We start from the raw sequence: 16,180 nt of genomic DNA, 5'->3' as shown, positions 1-16,180 counted from the left end.
GACGCCCAGTGGGAGATCCTCGCCGGGCTGCTACCCGAGCCCGCGTGTCGACGGCCCAGCGGCGGCCGGCCGGAACGTCACCACCGCCGGGCGATCATCGACGCGATCTTCTACCTCGTCGACAACGGGGTGAAGTGGCGGGCCCTGCCGGTGGACTTCCCACCCTGGGCCACGGTCTACGGCTTCCACGCCCGATGGAGTGACAACCTGACGGTGATCGAACTGACGGGCCGTCTGCGCGCCGCCCTACGGGTGGCTCATGGCCGCCAACCCGACCCCACCGCGGGTTGTATCGACGCCCAGTCCGTGTCCGAGACCGCCGAGGCCACCGTGCCGAAGACGACCAGCGGCTTCGACCCCCACAAACGGGTCAACGGACGGAAACGACACATCCTCGTCGACACCCTCGGCCTACTCATCGCCGTCCACGTCACCGCCGCCGACACCCACGACCGCGACGGGGCGTCACCCCTGCTGCACACCGCCGCCGCAGTGGGTGTCCGCCACCTCTGGGCCGACAAGGCCTACCGAGGCGACCTCGTCACCCGGACACGAGACAACCTCGGCATCACCATCGAGATCGCCACCGAACCCAGCAAAGGCAAGGGCTTCCAGGTCGTGCCCCGACGATGGGTGGTCGAGCGGACGTTCGCCTGGATCAGCCGCCGACGCCGCTGCGCCCGCGACTACGAACGCCTACCCGACCACCACGAAGCCATCGTCTACTGGGCCGCCATCATCCAGATGAGCCGACGACAAGCCCACATGACCTACCACAAACCCCAACACCAGGTTCAGAAACAGGCTCTATAACAGAAAGCGATAAGAAGGGGCCCTTCCTTACACCTCAGCAGCCGGGCAGGCGCTCGACCAGGTAGCGCTCCACCTGGTCGAGGGAGACGCGCTCCTGGGTCATGGTGTCCCGGTCGCGGACCGTCACCGCGTTGTCTTCGAGAGTGTCGAAGTCGACGGTGACGCAGAACGGGGTGCCGATCTCGTCCTGTCGACGGTAGCGGCGGCCGATCGCCTGCGAGTCGTCGAACTCGACGATCCAGCGCTTGCGCAGGTCGGCGGCGAGTTCCTTCGCCTTCGGCGAGAGGGCGGGGTTACGGGACAGCGGCAGCACGGCGACCTTGACCGGGGAGAGCCGGGGGTCGAAGCGGAGCACGGTGCGCTTGTCGACGCCGCCCTTGGTGTTCGGCGCCTCGTCCTCGTCGTACGCGTCGAGCAGGAAGGCGAGCACCGCCCGGGTGAGGCCGGCGGCCGGCTCGATCACGTACGGCACCCAGCGTTCGCCCTTCTCCTGGTCGAAGTACGACAGGTCGACGCCGGAGTGCTTGCTGTGCGTGGAGAGATCGAAGTCGGTACGGTTGGCGATGCCCTCCAGCTCGGAGAACTCGGTGCCGCCGAACTGGAAGCGGTACTCGATGTCGACGGTCCGCTTCGAGTAGTGCGAGAGCTTGTTCTGCGGGTGCTCGTAGAACCGCAGGTTCTCCTCGGCGAGGCCGAGGCCCAGGTACCAGTTCCAGCGCTCCCGCAGCCAGTACTCGTGCCATTCCTCGTCGGTGCCGGGCTCGACGAAGAACTCCATCTCCATCTGCTCGAACTCGCGGGTCCGGAAGATGAAGTTACCCGGGGTGATCTCGTTGCGGAACGACTTGCCGACCTGGGCGATGCCGAACGGCGGCTTCTTGCGCGCCGAGGCGGCCACGTTGTTGTAGTTGATGAAGATGCCCTGGGCGGTCTCCGGGCGGAGGTAGTGCATGCCCTCCTCGCTCTCCACCGGACCGAGGTAGGTCTTCATCAGGCCGTTGAACATCTTCGGCTCGGTGAAGGTGCCCTTGTTGCCGCAGTTCGGGCAGTTCAGCTCGGCGAGCGAGGCCGGTGCGTTGCCGTGCTTCGCCTCGTACGCCTCTTCCAGGTGGTCGGCCCGGAACCGCTTGTGGCAGGACTGGCACTCGGTCAGCGGGTCGACGAAGGCGTCGAGGTGGCCCGAGGCGGCCCAGACGTCCCGGGCCAGGATGACCGCCGAGTCCAGGCCGACGATGTCGTCGCGCTGCTGGACCATGGCCCGCCACCACTGGCGGCGGACGTTCTCCTTCAGCTCCACGCCGAGCGGGCCGTAGTCCCAGGCTGACCGGGTGCCCCCGTAGATCTCGCTGGACGGGTAGACGAAGCCTCGGCGCTTGGCGAGACTGACGATGGCGTCGATACGGTCGGCTGGCATGGTTACCTCCTACACCGGCTGGCGGCCGGCGGGGACAGAATCGGAACGGTCAACAGACAACAACGTGCTTCGGAACGGTCAGCGGGCACAGCGGTCGGTACGGGCAGGCACGACCGGCACCGACGGCGTCGGTACCGGATCGGGCAACGGTGCGCACAACGGTACGGCTCACCCCCACCCAGGCCCAGCAGATTACTCCACCGGCCACCCCCGACCCTGGACAGGTTCTCCGACCCGGCGGCCGCCTAGTTGATCTCGCAGATCGTCAGACCGTTGACCGGATCCTGCTCGAGCAGGGCATGCAACTGGTCCTGGCCACCCTGGGCGTAGGTGACGTCCACCGGCACGCTCAGGGTGTTGCCCATCACCAGGTCGCCGACCTGGAACGAGGCGATGTCCGGTTCGGCGCCCACCCGGCGGGCGAACTCGGTCGGCGACTCCCGCTGTTTGGTGGCGTCGCAGAGCAGGTTGTACGCCTGGCTGAACTGCTCGTCGTCGACAGCGTCGAAGTAGTCGGTCACGACCGCCTTGGCCTGCTCGTTGACCGCCTCGGTGCTGGAGACCAGCAACCCGATCAGGGCCGCGCCGCCGCCACCGCAGACCAGCAGCACGGCCAGGGCGGCGACTCCGATGCCGAGCCACATCCGCAGTGTGCGGCCCTCGGTGGGCGGCGCGGCGAACGGCGGCACGGCGCCGGGACCGGGTGGTGGACCGGGTACGCCGGGCGGCACCGCCCCCGCGCCGGTCAGGTACGACGGGCCGAAGTTGGCCGGGGCCTGGGCGCCACCGGTGCCGGACGCCACCGGCGGACCACCGGAGCCCGCCGACGTCGGAAGGCCGGGGTCGGCCGGCGCCGGACCGCCGAAGCCGGCCGGCGGCACCGGACCGGAACCAGCCGGTGACTGTGCCGCGCCGAAGCCAGCGGGCGGCGACGCCGAACCGGGATCAGCCGGCGACTGAGCGGCGCCGAAGCCGGCCGGCGCGGGGCCGGCGCCACCGGCCGTCGGCGACGACGCGGGACCACCGGGCGGTCCGGGAAAGGTCATGACGGCAAGCGTAGTGCCCGGTCTGTCACCGGCTGGGGTCAGCGGCACGGTCGCTGCGGGCCACCTGGACCGGACCCTCCGGTGCCGCGCTGGCCAGCGCCTCGTACGCGGACGGTTCGTCCAGCGACTCGGCGAGCAGCGGCGTGGCGTGGATCTTGACATCGAAGGCGCCCAGGGCCCGCCGGTACGTACCGACCGACTCCCACTCGGTGACCAGGCACCAGTGCGTGGGGTCGTCGAGCGCCCGCAGCAGCTCACCCCGACGGTAGCCGGGTCGGGCGGCGAGTACGCCCAGCGCGGCGTGGGCCCGCTCGGTGAACCCGGCGGCCGCCTCCTCCGCCACCACGAACCGGTTTGTGACGAGCACCTGTGTGCCTCCTCGCCTGGGCCGCCGACCGGAGAAGCCGCGAATGGTGTCATCGGTGACAGCACGCCGGTCGGGGCATCGAGATCTCGTAGAGTCTGTGGGATGCAGCGTACGCAGCGCGTCCTGGTGACCCGTCTGGCCCGGGTCAGTCCGACCACCGTGTTCCTCGTCGCGTTGACGCTGGTGCTGGTCGCCTTCTTCGCTCCGGGGATCGTCGGCGGTCTGCTGCTGCTGGCCCTCGCCGGGCTGCTCGGCGTCCTGTTGGTGACGAGTTGGCCGGTACAGACCCCGGGGACCCGGACGATCCGGCTGGTGCTGCTGACCCTGCTGATCGCGTTCGCGCTGATGAAGATCGCTTGAGCGCGTGATCCACCAGCCCGACCGGACCTGAGACGTTCTCATGCAAGCATGCGTTTTTGACAATCATTCTCATTGTCGCGGAGAGTGGATGACATGCTGATCCGCTCCGCCTCCCGTTCCGTCGCCCTCGCCGCCGCCGGGCTGCTCGCCCTGGCCACCGCCACGGCCTGCGCCGACGACGGCCCCGGCAACGACCCCGACCGGGTCGACATCGTCGCCGCCTTCTATCCCCTGCAGTTCGTCGCGGAGCGGATCGGAGGAGACGCCGTCCAGGTGACCAACCTCGTCAAGCCGGGCGCCGAGCCGCACGACCTCGAACTCAACCCCGGCCAGGTCGGTCAGATCAGCGACGCCGATCTGGTGGTCTACCTGGCCGGTTTCCAGCCGGCCGTCGACGAGGCGATCCAGCAGCAGGGCGGCGACCGGACCTTCGACGTGGGTACCGTGCAGCCGCTGCTGGACGCCGCCGCCAGTGACCACGTACACGAGGGTGAGGGCGAGGGAGCCGGCGAGGAGCACGAGGAGGCGACCGGCCACAAGGACCCGCACGTGTGGCTGGACCCGACCCGGCTCGCCACGATCGGTGACCGGCTCGCCGAACAGCTCGGCGCGGCCGATCCGGACCGGGCCGCCGACTTCACCGCCCGGGCCCGTACCTTGCGCACCGACCTGGAGACCCTGGATTCCGAGTACGCCAAGGGCCTGCAGACCTGTCAGCGGCGCGAACTGGTGACCAGCCACACCGCCTTCGCGTACCTGGCCGAGCGCTACCACCTGGAGCAGATCGGGCTCAGTGGGCTGACCCCGGAGGACGAACCGCCGGCCGCCCGGCTGGCCGAGATCGCCAACGAGGCCCGCGAGCACCACGCGACCACGATCTTCTTCGAGACCCTGGTCAGCCCCAAGGTCGCCGAGACGGTGGCCCGGGAGATCGGCGCGAAGACCGCGGTCCTTGATCCGATCGAGGGCCTGCAACCGGGCAGCACCGGAGACTACCTTTCGGTCATGCGGGACAACCTGGGAGCTATCAGGACAGCGTTGGGCTGCTCATGACCGAGCGGAGCGAGGTCGTCAGCCAATCCGGTTGGCCAGGTCATGACGACGCCGAGCGCAGCGAGGTGGCGACATGACCGAGCGGAGCGAGGTCATCAGCTGGCGGAACGGGGCGGGGACGTGACGGAACCGGTCATCACAGTCGAGCATGGGGCGGTCGCCTACGACGAGCGTCCCGTGCTCCGTGACATCTCATTCGCCGTCGCCCCAGGCGAGGTCGTTGCGGTGCTCGGCGCGAACGGCTCGGGCAAGTCGACCCTGATCCGGGCGATCCTCGGCCTGGTGCCGTTGAACGCCGGCACGGTCTCGCTCTTCGGCACCCCGCAGCGCCGGTTCCGGCAGTGGCGGCGGATCGGGTACGTCCCGCAGCGCCTCGGCGCCGGCAGCGGCGTACCGGCCACGGTGGCCGAGGTGGTCGCCGCCGGCCGGCTGGCCCGTCGGGGCGTAATACGCCCGGCCGGCGCCGCCGATCGGCGGGCGGTCGCCGAGGCGCTCCGGGCGGTCGGGTTGAGTGACCGGGCCGCCGATCCGGTGACCACCCTCTCCGGCGGACAGCAGCAGCGGACCCTGATCGCCCGGGCCCTGGCCGGGCAGCCGGAGCTGCTCGTCCTCGACGAGCCGACCGCCGGGGTCGACTCGGCGAGCCAGGACGCCTTCGCCGAGGCACTGCGCGGGTTCGTCGCCGACGGCGGGACGGTGCTGCTGGTCGCCCACGAACTCGGACCGCTGGCGCCGTTGATCACGCGGGCGGTGGTCGTACACGAGGGGCGGATCGCGCACGACGGCCCGGTGCCGGAACCGGCCGGGCACCACGCGGCGCCCGGCCACGAGCACGTCCACCCGCACGCGCCGGAGGATTCCGTGGGGATGTGGGGGACACCCGCATGAGCGAGCGAATCAGCCAACTCGGAATGCCAGCTCATGACGCCGACGAGCGAAGCGAGGAGGGGGCATGAGCGAGCCCAGCGAGCGAATCAGCCAACTCAGAATGCCAGCTCATGACGCCGACGAGCGAAGCGAGGAGGGGGCATGAGCCTTTTCCAGTACGACTTCATGATCCGCGCCCTGGTCGGGGCGCTGGTGATCGGGCTGACCGCCCCCGCGCTCGGCATCTACCTGGTGCAGCGGCGGATGTCGCTGATCGGTGACGGGATCGGCCATGTGGCGCTGACCGGGGTCGGGGTCGGTCTGCTGCTCGACACCTCCCCGGTGCTGATGGCGGTGCTGGTGTCGGCGGTCGCGGCGGTCGCCATCGAGCTGATCCGGGAACGCGGTCGTACCTCCGGGGACGTCGCGCTCGCGTTGATGTTCTACGGCGGGATCGCCGGTGGGGTGATGCTGGTCGGGCTCTCCGGCAGCCGCAGCAACGCCAACCTGATGGCGTACCTCTTCGGGTCACTGACCACCACGTCGCCGCAGGACCTGGTGGTGATCGTGGTCCTCGCGGTGGTGGTGTTGGCGACCATGCTGGTGCTGCGTCCGGCGCTCTTCGCGATCTCGCACGACGAGGAGTACGCCCGGGTCTCCGGCCTGCCGGTCCGGGCGCTCAACCTGCTGCTCGCGGTGACCACGGCGGTGACCGTCACGATCTCCATGCGGGCGGTCGGGCTGCTGCTGGTCAGTGCCCTGATGGTGGTGCCGGTCGCCACCGCGCAGCTCTTCTCCCGGGGTTTTGTCGCCACCATGCTGGCCGCGATGGGGATCGGCCTGGTCGCCTCCGGCTCCGGGGTGTGGCTGGCCGGAACCGCGAACACCGCGCTCGGGGCGACCATCGTGATCCTGGCGATCGCCATCTTCCTGCTCGCCGCCGTGGGCACGGCGGTACGCCGGGCGCTGGGGCGTCGGCGGGCGGTTCCGTCCCGCCCGGCACCCTTCGCCGAGCCGTGTGACGTCGTCCTCGGATCGACGCCCGCCTCCCCCGCCCCGACGGTTGACCTTGGAGCGCCCGACCGCGCGGCGGTACCCCGGTAGAATTGGTTACCGTAACGGGGTGACGAGCACGAACGCCTACGAGGCCTACACCGGCGCCGGAGAGCTGCTTCGTGCCCTGTCCGCTCCGATCCGGCTCGCCATCGTCAGCGAGCTGGCCAACGGTGAACGGTGCGTACACGAGCTGGTCGAGCAACTCGGCGCGCCGCAGCCGCTGGTCTCCCAGCACCTGCGGGTGCTGCGCGGCGCCGGGGTGGTACGCGGTTCACGACGCGGTCGGGAAATCGCCTACGCCTTGGTCGACGAGCACATCGCGCATATCGTGGCGGACGCGGTCAGCCATTCCGGGGAGGCCACATGACGCCGGCCTTGGACGGGCACCTGATCGAGCGCGAGGGAGGGTGAGATGACGACGGCAGACAGCGGCACCGCGGTCCGCAACACCCGGCAGCGCAGCGCGGTCAGCGCGCTGCTGGCCGAGGTCGAGGGCTTCCACAGCGCCCAGGATCTGCACGCGATGCTGCGCAGTCGCGGCGAGCGGGTCGGTCTGACCACCGTCTACCGCACCCTGCAGGGGTTGGCGGACGCGGGCGAGATCGACGTGATGCGCCCGCCGGGTGGGGAGCACCTCTACCGCCGGTGCAGTGAGGGCCACCATCACCACCTGGTCTGCCGGGCCTGCGGCCGGACCGTCGAGGTGGAGGGGCCTGCGGTGGAGAGCTGGGCCGAGCGGGTCGCCGCCAAGCACGGCTTCACCGATGTCAGCCACACCCTGGAGATCTTCGGCACCTGCCCGGAGTGCAGCCCGCGCTGACCTGGCCGTCGTGTGCGGCTCGCCGGTCGGTGGCACGCTGACCGGCATGAGGATCTATGCCGACCGTTTCCCGACCGCCGCCCGTCAACTCCTCACCGACCTGCTCGTCGTCATCTGGGTCTACCTCTGGATCCGGGCCGCGATGTGGTTGCACGACCTGGTTGCGCGGCTCGCCGTACCCGGACAGAAGCTGGAGGGGGCGGGCGGCGGGCTGGCCGACAACCTCGCCGACGCGGGCGGCAAGGTGGGCCGGGTACCGGTCGTCGGCGACGAACTGACCGCCCCGTTCGAACGGGCCGCCGGGGCCGCCCGGGCGATGGCCGACGCCGGCCGCGACCAGCAGGAACTGGTCGGGGACCTGGCGCTGGCGTTGTCGCTGGCCCTGCTGGTGTTCCCACTCGGGCTGGTGCTGTTCGGCTGGCTGCCGCTGCGGTTGCGCTGGCTGCGCCGGGCGTCCGTCGCGCGGGCGCTGCGGTCGGCACCGGCCGGCCGGGACCTGCTGGCGCTGCGGGCGCTGGCCAGCCAGCCGCTGCGCAGGCTGTCCCGAATCGGTCCGGACGTGGTCGAGGCATGGCGACGCGGCGACGACGCGACGGTGGACGCACTCGCGGGGTTGGAGCTACGGAGCCTGGGGCTGCGGGCGCGGCGCTGACCGCGGCAGAGATCCACAAATCCAGTCAGATCAATGGATAGTATGTCGTAAGGGACAGTCGGGAGTGGCGCCCCTGATCACCGTCATTGTGATCAGCGCACCGGATTGCGCCACCCACCGATTGACTCCCGGATTATGGGATACGTCGAGCACTCTTTCCCCACGATCACCTCCGCCATGAACTGCGCTATCGCGGATCAGCTGACCACAGTGGACCATCAAACGGCACCCCGGACCAGCACTCGGGCGCGGTATTATCGGCGCGGATACGGGGTTGGCTCCCCGTCCCGCGAGAAACGTCTTCATCCGGGGAGGAGACCGAACGGGGGCAGTGGATCGTCACCGGTCACGTGACATTCCACTCCGAGCGCGGCACTCGCCGCCATTCCATCCGCGCCGTCGATCCGACGCGAACGCGGACAGGCGGCCATCAATTCCGTCGACGTCGACGGAATCTCATCCTTACCGTCGACGCTGACGGTGTCAGATCCGCGTCGTACCGGCTCTCGACGCATGCCTCAATTCGGCGCGCCGAGATCGACGGACCGCGGAGCCAGGGTCGATGACCTGCCCACGCCACCAGCGGCGCGGGCTGTCCGAGGCTAGCCACCTCCGGACGCCCGCCGGCTCACCACCAGCCGACAATTTGGAGGGACCGCTCAATGAGCTCGGCCTCAGTCACGCACCGAACAATCGTCCACCGGGCACTGCCGGGACGAATCGCCCTGCTGGAGTTCTCCGAGGCGCACGAGCAGAACCCGTTCAGCCGGGCCCGGATGCGGGAACTGCGTCAGTTGCTTCGCACCCTCGACAATGACGACGAGGTCAACTGCGTGGTTCTCTACGGCGGGCCGGGGCGTTCATTCGGCGCCGGCGGCGACTTCCACGAGGTGTCCGAGTTCGACGGCGGAGACGAGGTGGACGACTGGATCGACGACATCACCGATCTGTACGCCACACTCGCCGGTATCTCCAAACCGGTCGTGGCGGCGGTCGACGGGTACGCCATCGGAGTCGGGCTACAGATCATGCTCTGCTGCGACTACCGCATCGGCAGTTCGCGGGCACAGCTGATCATGCCCGAATTCAAAATCGGGATCGCCTGCACCTTCGGCGGTTACCTGCTCGAGACGGTCGTCGGGCGCAGCGTCATGCAGCGGATGCTGTTCACCTGCGAGCCGTGGGACGCCGAACGCGCCCTGGACGACCGGCTGGTGCACGAGGTGGTGGGGCCAGACGAACTGCTCGACCACGCCCTGGCCCGGGCCCGGGCAATCGCCTCGTACACCCCGACGGCGGTACGCGCCACCCGACCCCGGATCAACCAGCCCTGTCTGGCCGGCCTGGAACGGATCCGCGTCGAGGGCAAGATCGCTCACCGCCAGGCGTTCGCGGCCGGCGAGGCGCGGGAGCGTATGCGTCGGATCATCGGAAAGGCCTGAGCGGTGCCGTCGCCGACGTCCGCCTGGTTCCTGGCGGCGACCGCCCCCGTCCCCGGATTCGAGGTGGCCCGGATAGCCACCCCGCCCGGCTCACCACAGGTCTACGCGACCACGCCGGTCAGCCCCGCCGGCACCGGCCTGACCTGGCACGCCGGACTCGGAGCAGCACCGGGGGTCCGCGCCGACCGGCCCACCACCAGGGTGGAGGTCGGCGACGACCGGTTCGTCGTTGACGTCGCGCCGATGAACGAGGTCCCGCTCTACCTGGTCAAAGACCGGTTCCGAGGTCGGCTGCTGGTCTGCTCCGACATGTTCGTGGCGGCCGCCGCCCGCGCCCGGTGGAATCTCCCGGACGACCCAGGCCGCCCGGACCTGCTGTCCCGGGAGGGCGCGACCCCCTGTCACGGCGTCACCCGGCTCGATCCCGGATCGGTGACCGTGGTCCGCCGCACCGGCCGTGGCTGGGCGCTCGCCACCGAGCAGCGGCCCGATCCGCTGGACGCGGCGCACGGAGTGGACCTGGTCGAACCGGCCGCCGCCGGCGAGGCGTTCGTCCAGGCACTCGCCGCCGCCGTCACCGGCGCCGCCGCTGGTCGCCCGGTCGCCACGCTGCTCTCCGGCGGCATCGACTCCGGGGCGGTCACCACGCTGGCCCGGCGGGCCGGGCTGCCCGTCGTGGCGTACAGCGCGGGCAGCCCCTGGGGCAACGAACACACCGAGGCGGCGGAGCTGGCCCGGTACCTGGGCATCGAACACGTACTGGTCGACCTCGACACCGACGAACTGCTGGCGGCGATCCCGGAGACCATCCGCCTGCTGGGCACCGCGCACAGCGACAAGGTCGACATCGCCGTCACCGCGGTGGCCCTGCTGCGCCGTGGCGTCATCACGCCCGATCTGGTGCTCACCGGTTACGGGAACGACCTGATCAACCTCGGCCTACCCCCGGCGACGACCGACACCGACGCACTCGTCGCCGCCGTCGCCGACGGGATCGACGAAACCCGGTACAGCGGCGAGTTCAGCCCGATGGCCGCGGTCGCCCGCGGCAAACAGCTGGTGCACCCGTACTGGCATCCGGAGGTGCTGCGAATCGGGCTGGCGGTACACCCGGACTGCAAGCTCGGACGCACCGGGACGGATCCGGCCCGGGCCGGCCGGGACAAGGCGTACTTCCGGGCGGCGATGGCCCGTCTGGTCCCCGAATCGGTCGCCTGGCGGCAGAAGATCGCGGTGCACCACGGCGGCGGGTTGCAGGCCGGGCTCGACCGTCTCTTCGGCGGCCGGCCGGGAAAGGTCGAGGCGTACCGGGAGTGCTTCCGGTCGATCGTCGACGAACTGCGGACCGACCCGCTCGCCGGCGTGGACCACGCACCGGCCGGAACCCTGCTGCGGCAACGGGCCGGGGCCGCCGCCCGGGCGCCGGTCACGGAAGCGGTCTGATGTGCACCGTACTGTTCCGGTTCAGTCCCGGCCGAGCCTGGCCGGTGCTGCTGTGCGCCGTACGGGACGAGTTCCTCGACCGGTCCTGGCGACCGCCCGGTCGGCACTGGGACGGACCGTACCGGCACCTGCACGGTCCACTCGACGAGACCGCCGGCGGCACCTGGCTCGCGGTCGACCCGGCCCGGCCCGCCGTCGCGGTCCTGGTCAACGGTGACGAGCCCGGCCCCGGCAACGACGGGTGCGACGCTGGCGGCGGGCAGACCCGGGGCCGGCTGCCGCTGCGGGCGTTGGTGCCCGGCACCCCGTTGGACAGCGGTGAGCTGACCGGTACCCGGGGATTCCACCTGCTGCTGGCCGAACCGGCACAGGCCACCGTCTGGGGTTGGGACACCGAGCGGCTCGTTCGACACCGGGTCGAACCGGGCGACCACACCCTGAGTTTCCACGGTCTGGACGTCGCCGAACCGCCCCGCGTACCGCACGTACGCGCGCTGCTGGCGGCTACCCCGTCGCCGGCACCCGCGCCGGGTACCGGCACCGCGGACGCCTGGGGTGACTGGCTGGACCTGCTCGCCGCGGGCGGGGTCGGCGTGGGCGATCCGAGGAGCCTGCTGCAGCGGCGTCAACTCGACGGCCGGCGCTACGGCTCGACCTCGGCCTCGCTGGTGGCCCTCGGCCCGGGGGGCGTCCGCCACGACTTCACCGGTGAGCCGTTCCGCCAGGACAGCTGGTACGAGTCCGGCCCTGGACGGCCGGCCGCCCCGACCGGCCGTACCGACCCGACCGGGCGGTCCCCCGCCCTCGACGGAGACCCACGCCGGCCGCGCGAGTCGCGCCGTCGGCGGCGCCCCGGAGGAGACCGTCATGCCCGATGACCCCGTACCCGCCGCCCCCGGTTCCCGCGACGTCGCCGGCACGCCGGGCGGCCGCAGCGACCCGGAGCCGACCACCGTCCCGGTCTGGATCGGCAGCCGTCGGGTGGACCGCACCCGTACCGTGCCGTTGACGGGCTGCGACGGCCGGTTGGTCGCCCACGTCGCGCAGGCCGGCCGGCTCATGCAGCACGAGATGGTGGAGCGGGCCCGGCAGGTGGCCCCGCTGCTGAGCAGCGTCGAGGAGTCGGCCTGGTTCGCCCACTTCCACCGCGCGGCGGAGATCGTCGCCCGCTGGCTCGCCGACGGACGGCTCACCGACCCGGCGCGTCGGCTGTCCCGTGCGACCGGCCTGCCGGAGACCCGGGTGCTGCGTGGCATCGCGGCGGTGGTCGGGCACCTGCGCCGGATCGAGCAGATCATGGCGGCGCAGGCGCCAAACGGTGACCTGGCGGCGTACCGGACCGGTGACTGCGGGGCGCCCTGGCGCTGGCTGCCGACCGGTCGCACCTGCATGGTGCGGGTCCCGGCCAACTTCCCGACGATCATGATCGAATGGCTGCAGGTGTTGGCGGCCCGGCGCCCGGTGCTGGTCAACACCTCCGACCGGGACCCGTTCACGGCCGGCATCTTCGTCGCCGCGCTGTACGAGGCCGGCCTGCCCGACGGGGCGGTGTCGCTGGTGCACGGCGACGCCAGCACCTGGGTACGGCTCGCGGACCAGGTCGTCTGGCCCGGCGAGCACGCACCGCCGCAGCACGATCCGGCGCGGCTGAAGACGTACCACTTCGGCCGCAGCAAGGTCGTCCTCGGCGACGAGGATCCCGGCGCCGAGGTGTGGACCAGGTTGGCCCGGCTGGCCTTCCAGGGGTCGGGACGACTCTGCACCAACATGAGCGCCCTGGCGGTCACCGGTGATCCGGTCCGGGCAGCCCGCCGACTCGCCGAGGCGTTCGCCCGGTACCCCGCCCGGCCGTTGACGGAACCGGCCGCCCGGGTGCCCGCGTTCCCCGACCGGACCGAGTTCGAGGCGCTGGTTCGGATGGTCGAACGGGAGGTCGCGGGTGGCGCGGTGGACGTCACCGCCGAGGTGACCGGGCAGCCGCTGCGGATCGAACTCGACGGGGTGCCCTACCTGAGGCCGACCGTGCTGCTCACCACCGCGGACTCCCCGCTGTTCCGCACCGAACTGCCGTTCCCGTTCACCGCCGTGGCGCCGGTCGAACGGTCCCGGCTCGGCCAAGCCTGCGCCCACTCGCTCATCGTCTCGGTCGTCGGTGAGGACGCCGAGGTCGTCGCGGCCCTGGCCGCCGAACCCACCATCACCAAGGTCTTCTCCGGTGCCCTGTTCGACCGTGGCTACCAGCCCGAGGACCCCCAGGAGGGGTACCTCGCGGATTTTCTCTTCCAGAAGAAGGCGCTGCTTCCCGTTCCGGAAGCCCGAGTCGACAAGGAGCAGTTGTGCCGTCGCATCCCCTCCGCCCGGTAACCGACGACGACGTGGTCCGGATCGTCCGTCGGCACCTCGATCCCCGGACCGGGTCACAATTCTGGCTGGAACGCGACCGGGCCCTCGGGTCGACCGCGTACGAGAAGGTTTCCGGGCTGGCCGACGCGGTACGGCTGGTGGGCCTGCGCGACGCCACCGACCAGGAGAGGTACGAGGAGGCGACCCGTCGTCGCCCGGTCGAGGACTTCGTGCCCCGCGACGTACGCGAGAGCGAACGGTTCCTCTGGGCGTCCCAGACCGGCGGCACCACCGGCGCGCCGAAACACGGCACCTGGGGCAGCACCTACTGGCGCGCGGTCCTTGACTGCTCGGATCACTTCCTTGACCGGCACGGCGTGCCGCGCGGACGGAACTGGCTGTTCGTGGGGCCGATGGGTCCACACACGACCGGCCGGCTCGTGGTCAACTTCGCCGAACGGCGTGGCGGGCGGTGCTTCTCCATCGACCTCGACCCTCGGATCGTGAAGATCTACGGCGAGGAGGGGATGACCGCCGCCTCGGACCGCTACCTGCGGCACATCTGGGACCAGGTGGAGGCGGTCGTCCGCAGCCAGGACGTCGGGGTGCTGTTCTGCACCTCCCGACTGCTCGAGATGCTGCCGGAATACCTGGACCCGGCGCTGCTCGGCGGCGTCCGCGCGATCGTGCACGCCGGTACCACCATGGAACCGGAGAGCCACCGGATCCTGCGCGAGTCGGTCTTCCCGGGCGTTCCGGTTGTCGGCATGTACGGCACGTCGACCACCGGCATCAGCTGGCAGAAGCCGTTCGAGCCGGCGGACGAGCACCGGGTGGTGTACGTACCCAGCTCCCCGCACCTGCTGCTGGACCTCGTCGACGACAACGGCGACGAGGTCCCGTACGGGGCGCAGGGGCGGGTACGCGTCTGGCGGCTCACCGACGACCAGCTCATTCCCGGCTTCCTCGAACGCGACCGGGCACGCCGGGTACGTCCGTACGGCGCGGCCGCCGAGGAGTTCCCGTGGCCGTGGATCGGCGATCCGTACAGCCCCGAATTCACCGAGCTGGGACGCGTCGAAGGCGTCTACTGACCTCCGGGAGGCAACCATGCGCATCCTGCTCGTCTGGCCCCGCAACCCACGGGCGGTGCTCAGCGACGCGCTGAGCTGCTGCGAACCGCTGCCGTTGGAGTACCTTGCCGGCGCGCTGCGCGGACACCACGACGTGACGATCCACGACCTGCGGCTCGATCCCCCGCTGGCCGAGTACGCCGCGACCGCCGAACCGCCGGACCTGGTCGGGGTCGCCGTCCCGTACACGACCAACGTCACCGTGGCCCGGGAGGTCACCCGGGAGGTCAAGCGGCTCTGGCCGCAGGTGCCGGTGGTGATCGGCGGCCACCATCCGACGGTCTCGACCGAGTGGCTGGACGGGTTCGCGGCCGACTACGTGGTGGCCGGCGAGGGTGCCGAGCCGCTGCGCCGGCTGATCGCGGCGGTGGAGGCCGGACGACCGGTCGAGCCGGTGATCGGTCTGGCCCCGTACCAGGCCCGGGCCGCGCTGCGCCGGGTGACCAAGCCCGCGCCGGCGACCCTCAACGAGCTGCCCGCCCCGGACCGGACACTGCTCGCCCGGCACCGGGGCTCGTACTTCCACTCCATCTACCGCCCGGTGGCCCTGGCCAGGTTCAGCGCGGGGTGTCCGTACCGCTGCCACTTCTGCTCGCTGTGGCGGATGACGGACCGGCGCTACCTGGTCAAGGAGGCCGAGCGGGTGGTCGGCGAACTCCAGCAGATCGACCAGGCCAACGTGTACGTCGTCGACGACGAGGCGTTCATCCAGCCGGAGCGGATGGGTGAACTGGCCGACGCCATCGAGGCGGCCGGGTTGCGCAAGCGGTACCACATGTACGTCCGGACCGACACGGCGCTGCGCCGCCCGGACGTCATCACCCGCTGGGCCGAGGTCGGGCTGGACTCGGTGCTGATCGGCGCCGAGTCGACGGCCGACGACGAGCTGACCGGGTACCAGAAGGGCACCACCGCGCGGCAGACCCGGCAGGCGTTGCGCCTGTTCCGGGAGTTGGGGGTCAAGGTACGGGCGAACTTCATCGTGCGCCCGTCCTGGGGCGAGGAGGACTTCGACCGGCTCGCCCGGACGGTCGACGAGCTGGCCGTGGACATGCCGAGCTTCTCCGTCCTGACCCCTCTTCCCGGCACCGACCTGTACGACGAGGTGCGGCAGGAACTCATCAGCGACGACCCGGAACTGTTCGACTGCTACCACACCCTGTTCCCGACGCGGCTGGCGCCGGCCCGGTTCTACCAGCGCCTGGCGGACGTACTGCTCGGCGCCAGTGCACGGGCCGGCGGCAGCGGAGGCGATCCGGCGGTCTTCTACTTCTCCACCGACGACGCCTTCGGCCGGATGGTGCAGACGGTCCGGAACGGTCACCTGGGCTTCCCGGATCCGGCTGACCCGGTCACCGCGGCGGTGTGACG

Annotated in this window: 17 protein-coding genes; 14 read left to right on the top strand and 3 right to left on the bottom strand. The window is 71.0% G+C overall.

The annotated features are described in order from the left end of the window. Nucleotides 1-813 (top strand): IS5 family transposase (locus tag V1633_RS09390; RefSeq protein ID WP_331213790.1); only part of this gene is annotated, 813 nt, incomplete at its 5' end. 34 nt (nucleotides 814-847) lie between these two features. Here V1633_RS09390 and V1633_RS09385 read toward each other — a convergent pair. The 3 genes from V1633_RS09385 to V1633_RS09375 form a co-directional block, all read right to left on the bottom strand. Then, nucleotides 848-2,227 carry a glycine--tRNA ligase gene (locus V1633_RS09385; protein WP_331213789.1) on the bottom strand — a complete coding sequence of 460 codons (1,380 nt, stop codon included), beginning with the start codon at nucleotides 2,225-2,227 and terminating at the stop codon, nucleotides 848-850. Nucleotides 2,228-2,472: 245 nt separating this feature from the next. Then, nucleotides 2,473-3,273, bottom strand: coding sequence for a hypothetical protein (locus V1633_RS09380; RefSeq protein WP_331213788.1), 801 nt, complete (start codon nucleotides 3,271-3,273; stop codon nucleotides 2,473-2,475). Nucleotides 3,274-3,298: 25 nt separating this feature from the next. Beyond that, on the bottom strand, nucleotides 3,299-3,640 hold the full coding sequence (locus V1633_RS09375) for an antibiotic biosynthesis monooxygenase family protein (RefSeq protein WP_331213787.1): 342 nt from the start codon (nucleotides 3,638-3,640) through the stop codon (nucleotides 3,299-3,301). A 102-nt stretch (nucleotides 3,641-3,742) separates the two neighbouring features. On the opposite strand from V1633_RS09375, the gene V1633_RS09370 reads away from it, so the two are divergent. The 13 genes from V1633_RS09370 (at nucleotide 3,743) to V1633_RS09310 (ending at nucleotide 16,178) form a co-directional block, all read left to right on the top strand. Continuing rightward, nucleotides 3,743-4,000: a hypothetical protein gene (locus tag V1633_RS09370; RefSeq protein WP_331213786.1), complete on the top strand. Its 258-nt coding sequence runs from the start codon at nucleotides 3,743-3,745 to the stop codon at nucleotides 3,998-4,000. A gap of 93 nt (nucleotides 4,001-4,093) precedes the next feature. Next, entirely contained in the window at nucleotides 4,094-5,053 is a 960-nt protein-coding gene (locus V1633_RS09365; RefSeq protein WP_331213785.1) for a metal ABC transporter substrate-binding protein, read from the top strand. A 120-nt stretch (nucleotides 5,054-5,173) separates the two neighbouring features. Next, nucleotides 5,174-5,941, top strand: coding sequence for a metal ABC transporter ATP-binding protein (locus V1633_RS09360; RefSeq protein ID WP_331213784.1), 768 nt, complete (start codon nucleotides 5,174-5,176; stop codon nucleotides 5,939-5,941). Nucleotides 5,942-6,082: 141 nt separating this feature from the next. Then, nucleotides 6,083-7,024, top strand: a complete 942-nt coding sequence (locus tag V1633_RS09355; RefSeq protein ID WP_407951985.1) for a metal ABC transporter permease — start codon at nucleotides 6,083-6,085, stop codon at nucleotides 7,022-7,024. Nucleotides 7,025-7,043: 19 nt separating this feature from the next. Continuing rightward, nucleotides 7,044-7,343 carry an ArsR/SmtB family transcription factor gene (locus V1633_RS09350; RefSeq protein ID WP_331213783.1) on the top strand — a complete coding sequence of 100 codons (300 nt, stop codon included), beginning with the start codon at nucleotides 7,044-7,046 and terminating at the stop codon, nucleotides 7,341-7,343. A gap of 45 nt (nucleotides 7,344-7,388) precedes the next feature. Beyond that, nucleotides 7,389-7,796 carry a Fur family transcriptional regulator gene (locus V1633_RS09345; protein WP_331213782.1) on the top strand — a complete coding sequence of 136 codons (408 nt, stop codon included), beginning with the start codon at nucleotides 7,389-7,391 and terminating at the stop codon, nucleotides 7,794-7,796. Between the two features lie 46 nt (nucleotides 7,797-7,842). Then, entirely contained in the window at nucleotides 7,843-8,448 is a 606-nt protein-coding gene (locus V1633_RS09340) for a hypothetical protein (protein WP_331213781.1), read from the top strand. A gap of 662 nt (nucleotides 8,449-9,110) precedes the next feature. Beyond that, nucleotides 9,111-9,890, top strand: a complete 780-nt coding sequence (locus tag V1633_RS09335; protein WP_331213780.1) for an enoyl-CoA hydratase/isomerase family protein — start codon at nucleotides 9,111-9,113, stop codon at nucleotides 9,888-9,890. A 3-nt stretch (nucleotides 9,891-9,893) separates the two neighbouring features. Further along, nucleotides 9,894-11,333, top strand: coding sequence for an asparagine synthase C-terminal domain-containing protein (locus V1633_RS09330; protein WP_331213779.1), 1,440 nt, complete (start codon nucleotides 9,894-9,896; stop codon nucleotides 11,331-11,333). Then, entirely contained in the window at nucleotides 11,333-12,211 is an 879-nt protein-coding gene (locus tag V1633_RS09325) for an NRDE family protein (RefSeq protein ID WP_331213778.1), read from the top strand. Before V1633_RS09330 ends, V1633_RS09325 begins: the two co-directional genes overlap by 1 nt. After that, the gene (locus tag V1633_RS09320; RefSeq protein ID WP_331213777.1) at nucleotides 12,201-13,697 is read left to right on the top strand and encodes an aldehyde dehydrogenase family protein; all 1,497 of its coding nucleotides are present in this window, start codon (nucleotides 12,201-12,203) and stop codon (nucleotides 13,695-13,697) included. The genes V1633_RS09325 and V1633_RS09320 overlap by 11 nt, the downstream gene beginning before the upstream one ends. Continuing rightward, complete coding sequence (locus V1633_RS09315) at nucleotides 13,670-14,770, top strand: AMP-binding protein (protein ID WP_331213776.1); 1,101 nt, start codon at nucleotides 13,670-13,672, stop codon at nucleotides 14,768-14,770. The genes V1633_RS09320 and V1633_RS09315 overlap by 28 nt, the downstream gene beginning before the upstream one ends. A gap of 16 nt (nucleotides 14,771-14,786) precedes the next feature. Further along, nucleotides 14,787-16,178, top strand: a complete 1,392-nt coding sequence (locus V1633_RS09310; protein WP_331213775.1) for a B12-binding domain-containing radical SAM protein — start codon at nucleotides 14,787-14,789, stop codon at nucleotides 16,176-16,178. Nucleotides 16,179-16,180: the final 2 nt, after the last annotated feature.

The sequence above is a fragment of the Plantactinospora sonchi genome, assembly GCF_036422035.1.
Classification (GTDB): Bacteria; Actinomycetota; Actinomycetes; order Mycobacteriales; family Micromonosporaceae; genus Plantactinospora; species Plantactinospora sonchi.
This window is presented reverse-complemented; position numbering and strand designations above follow the sequence as displayed.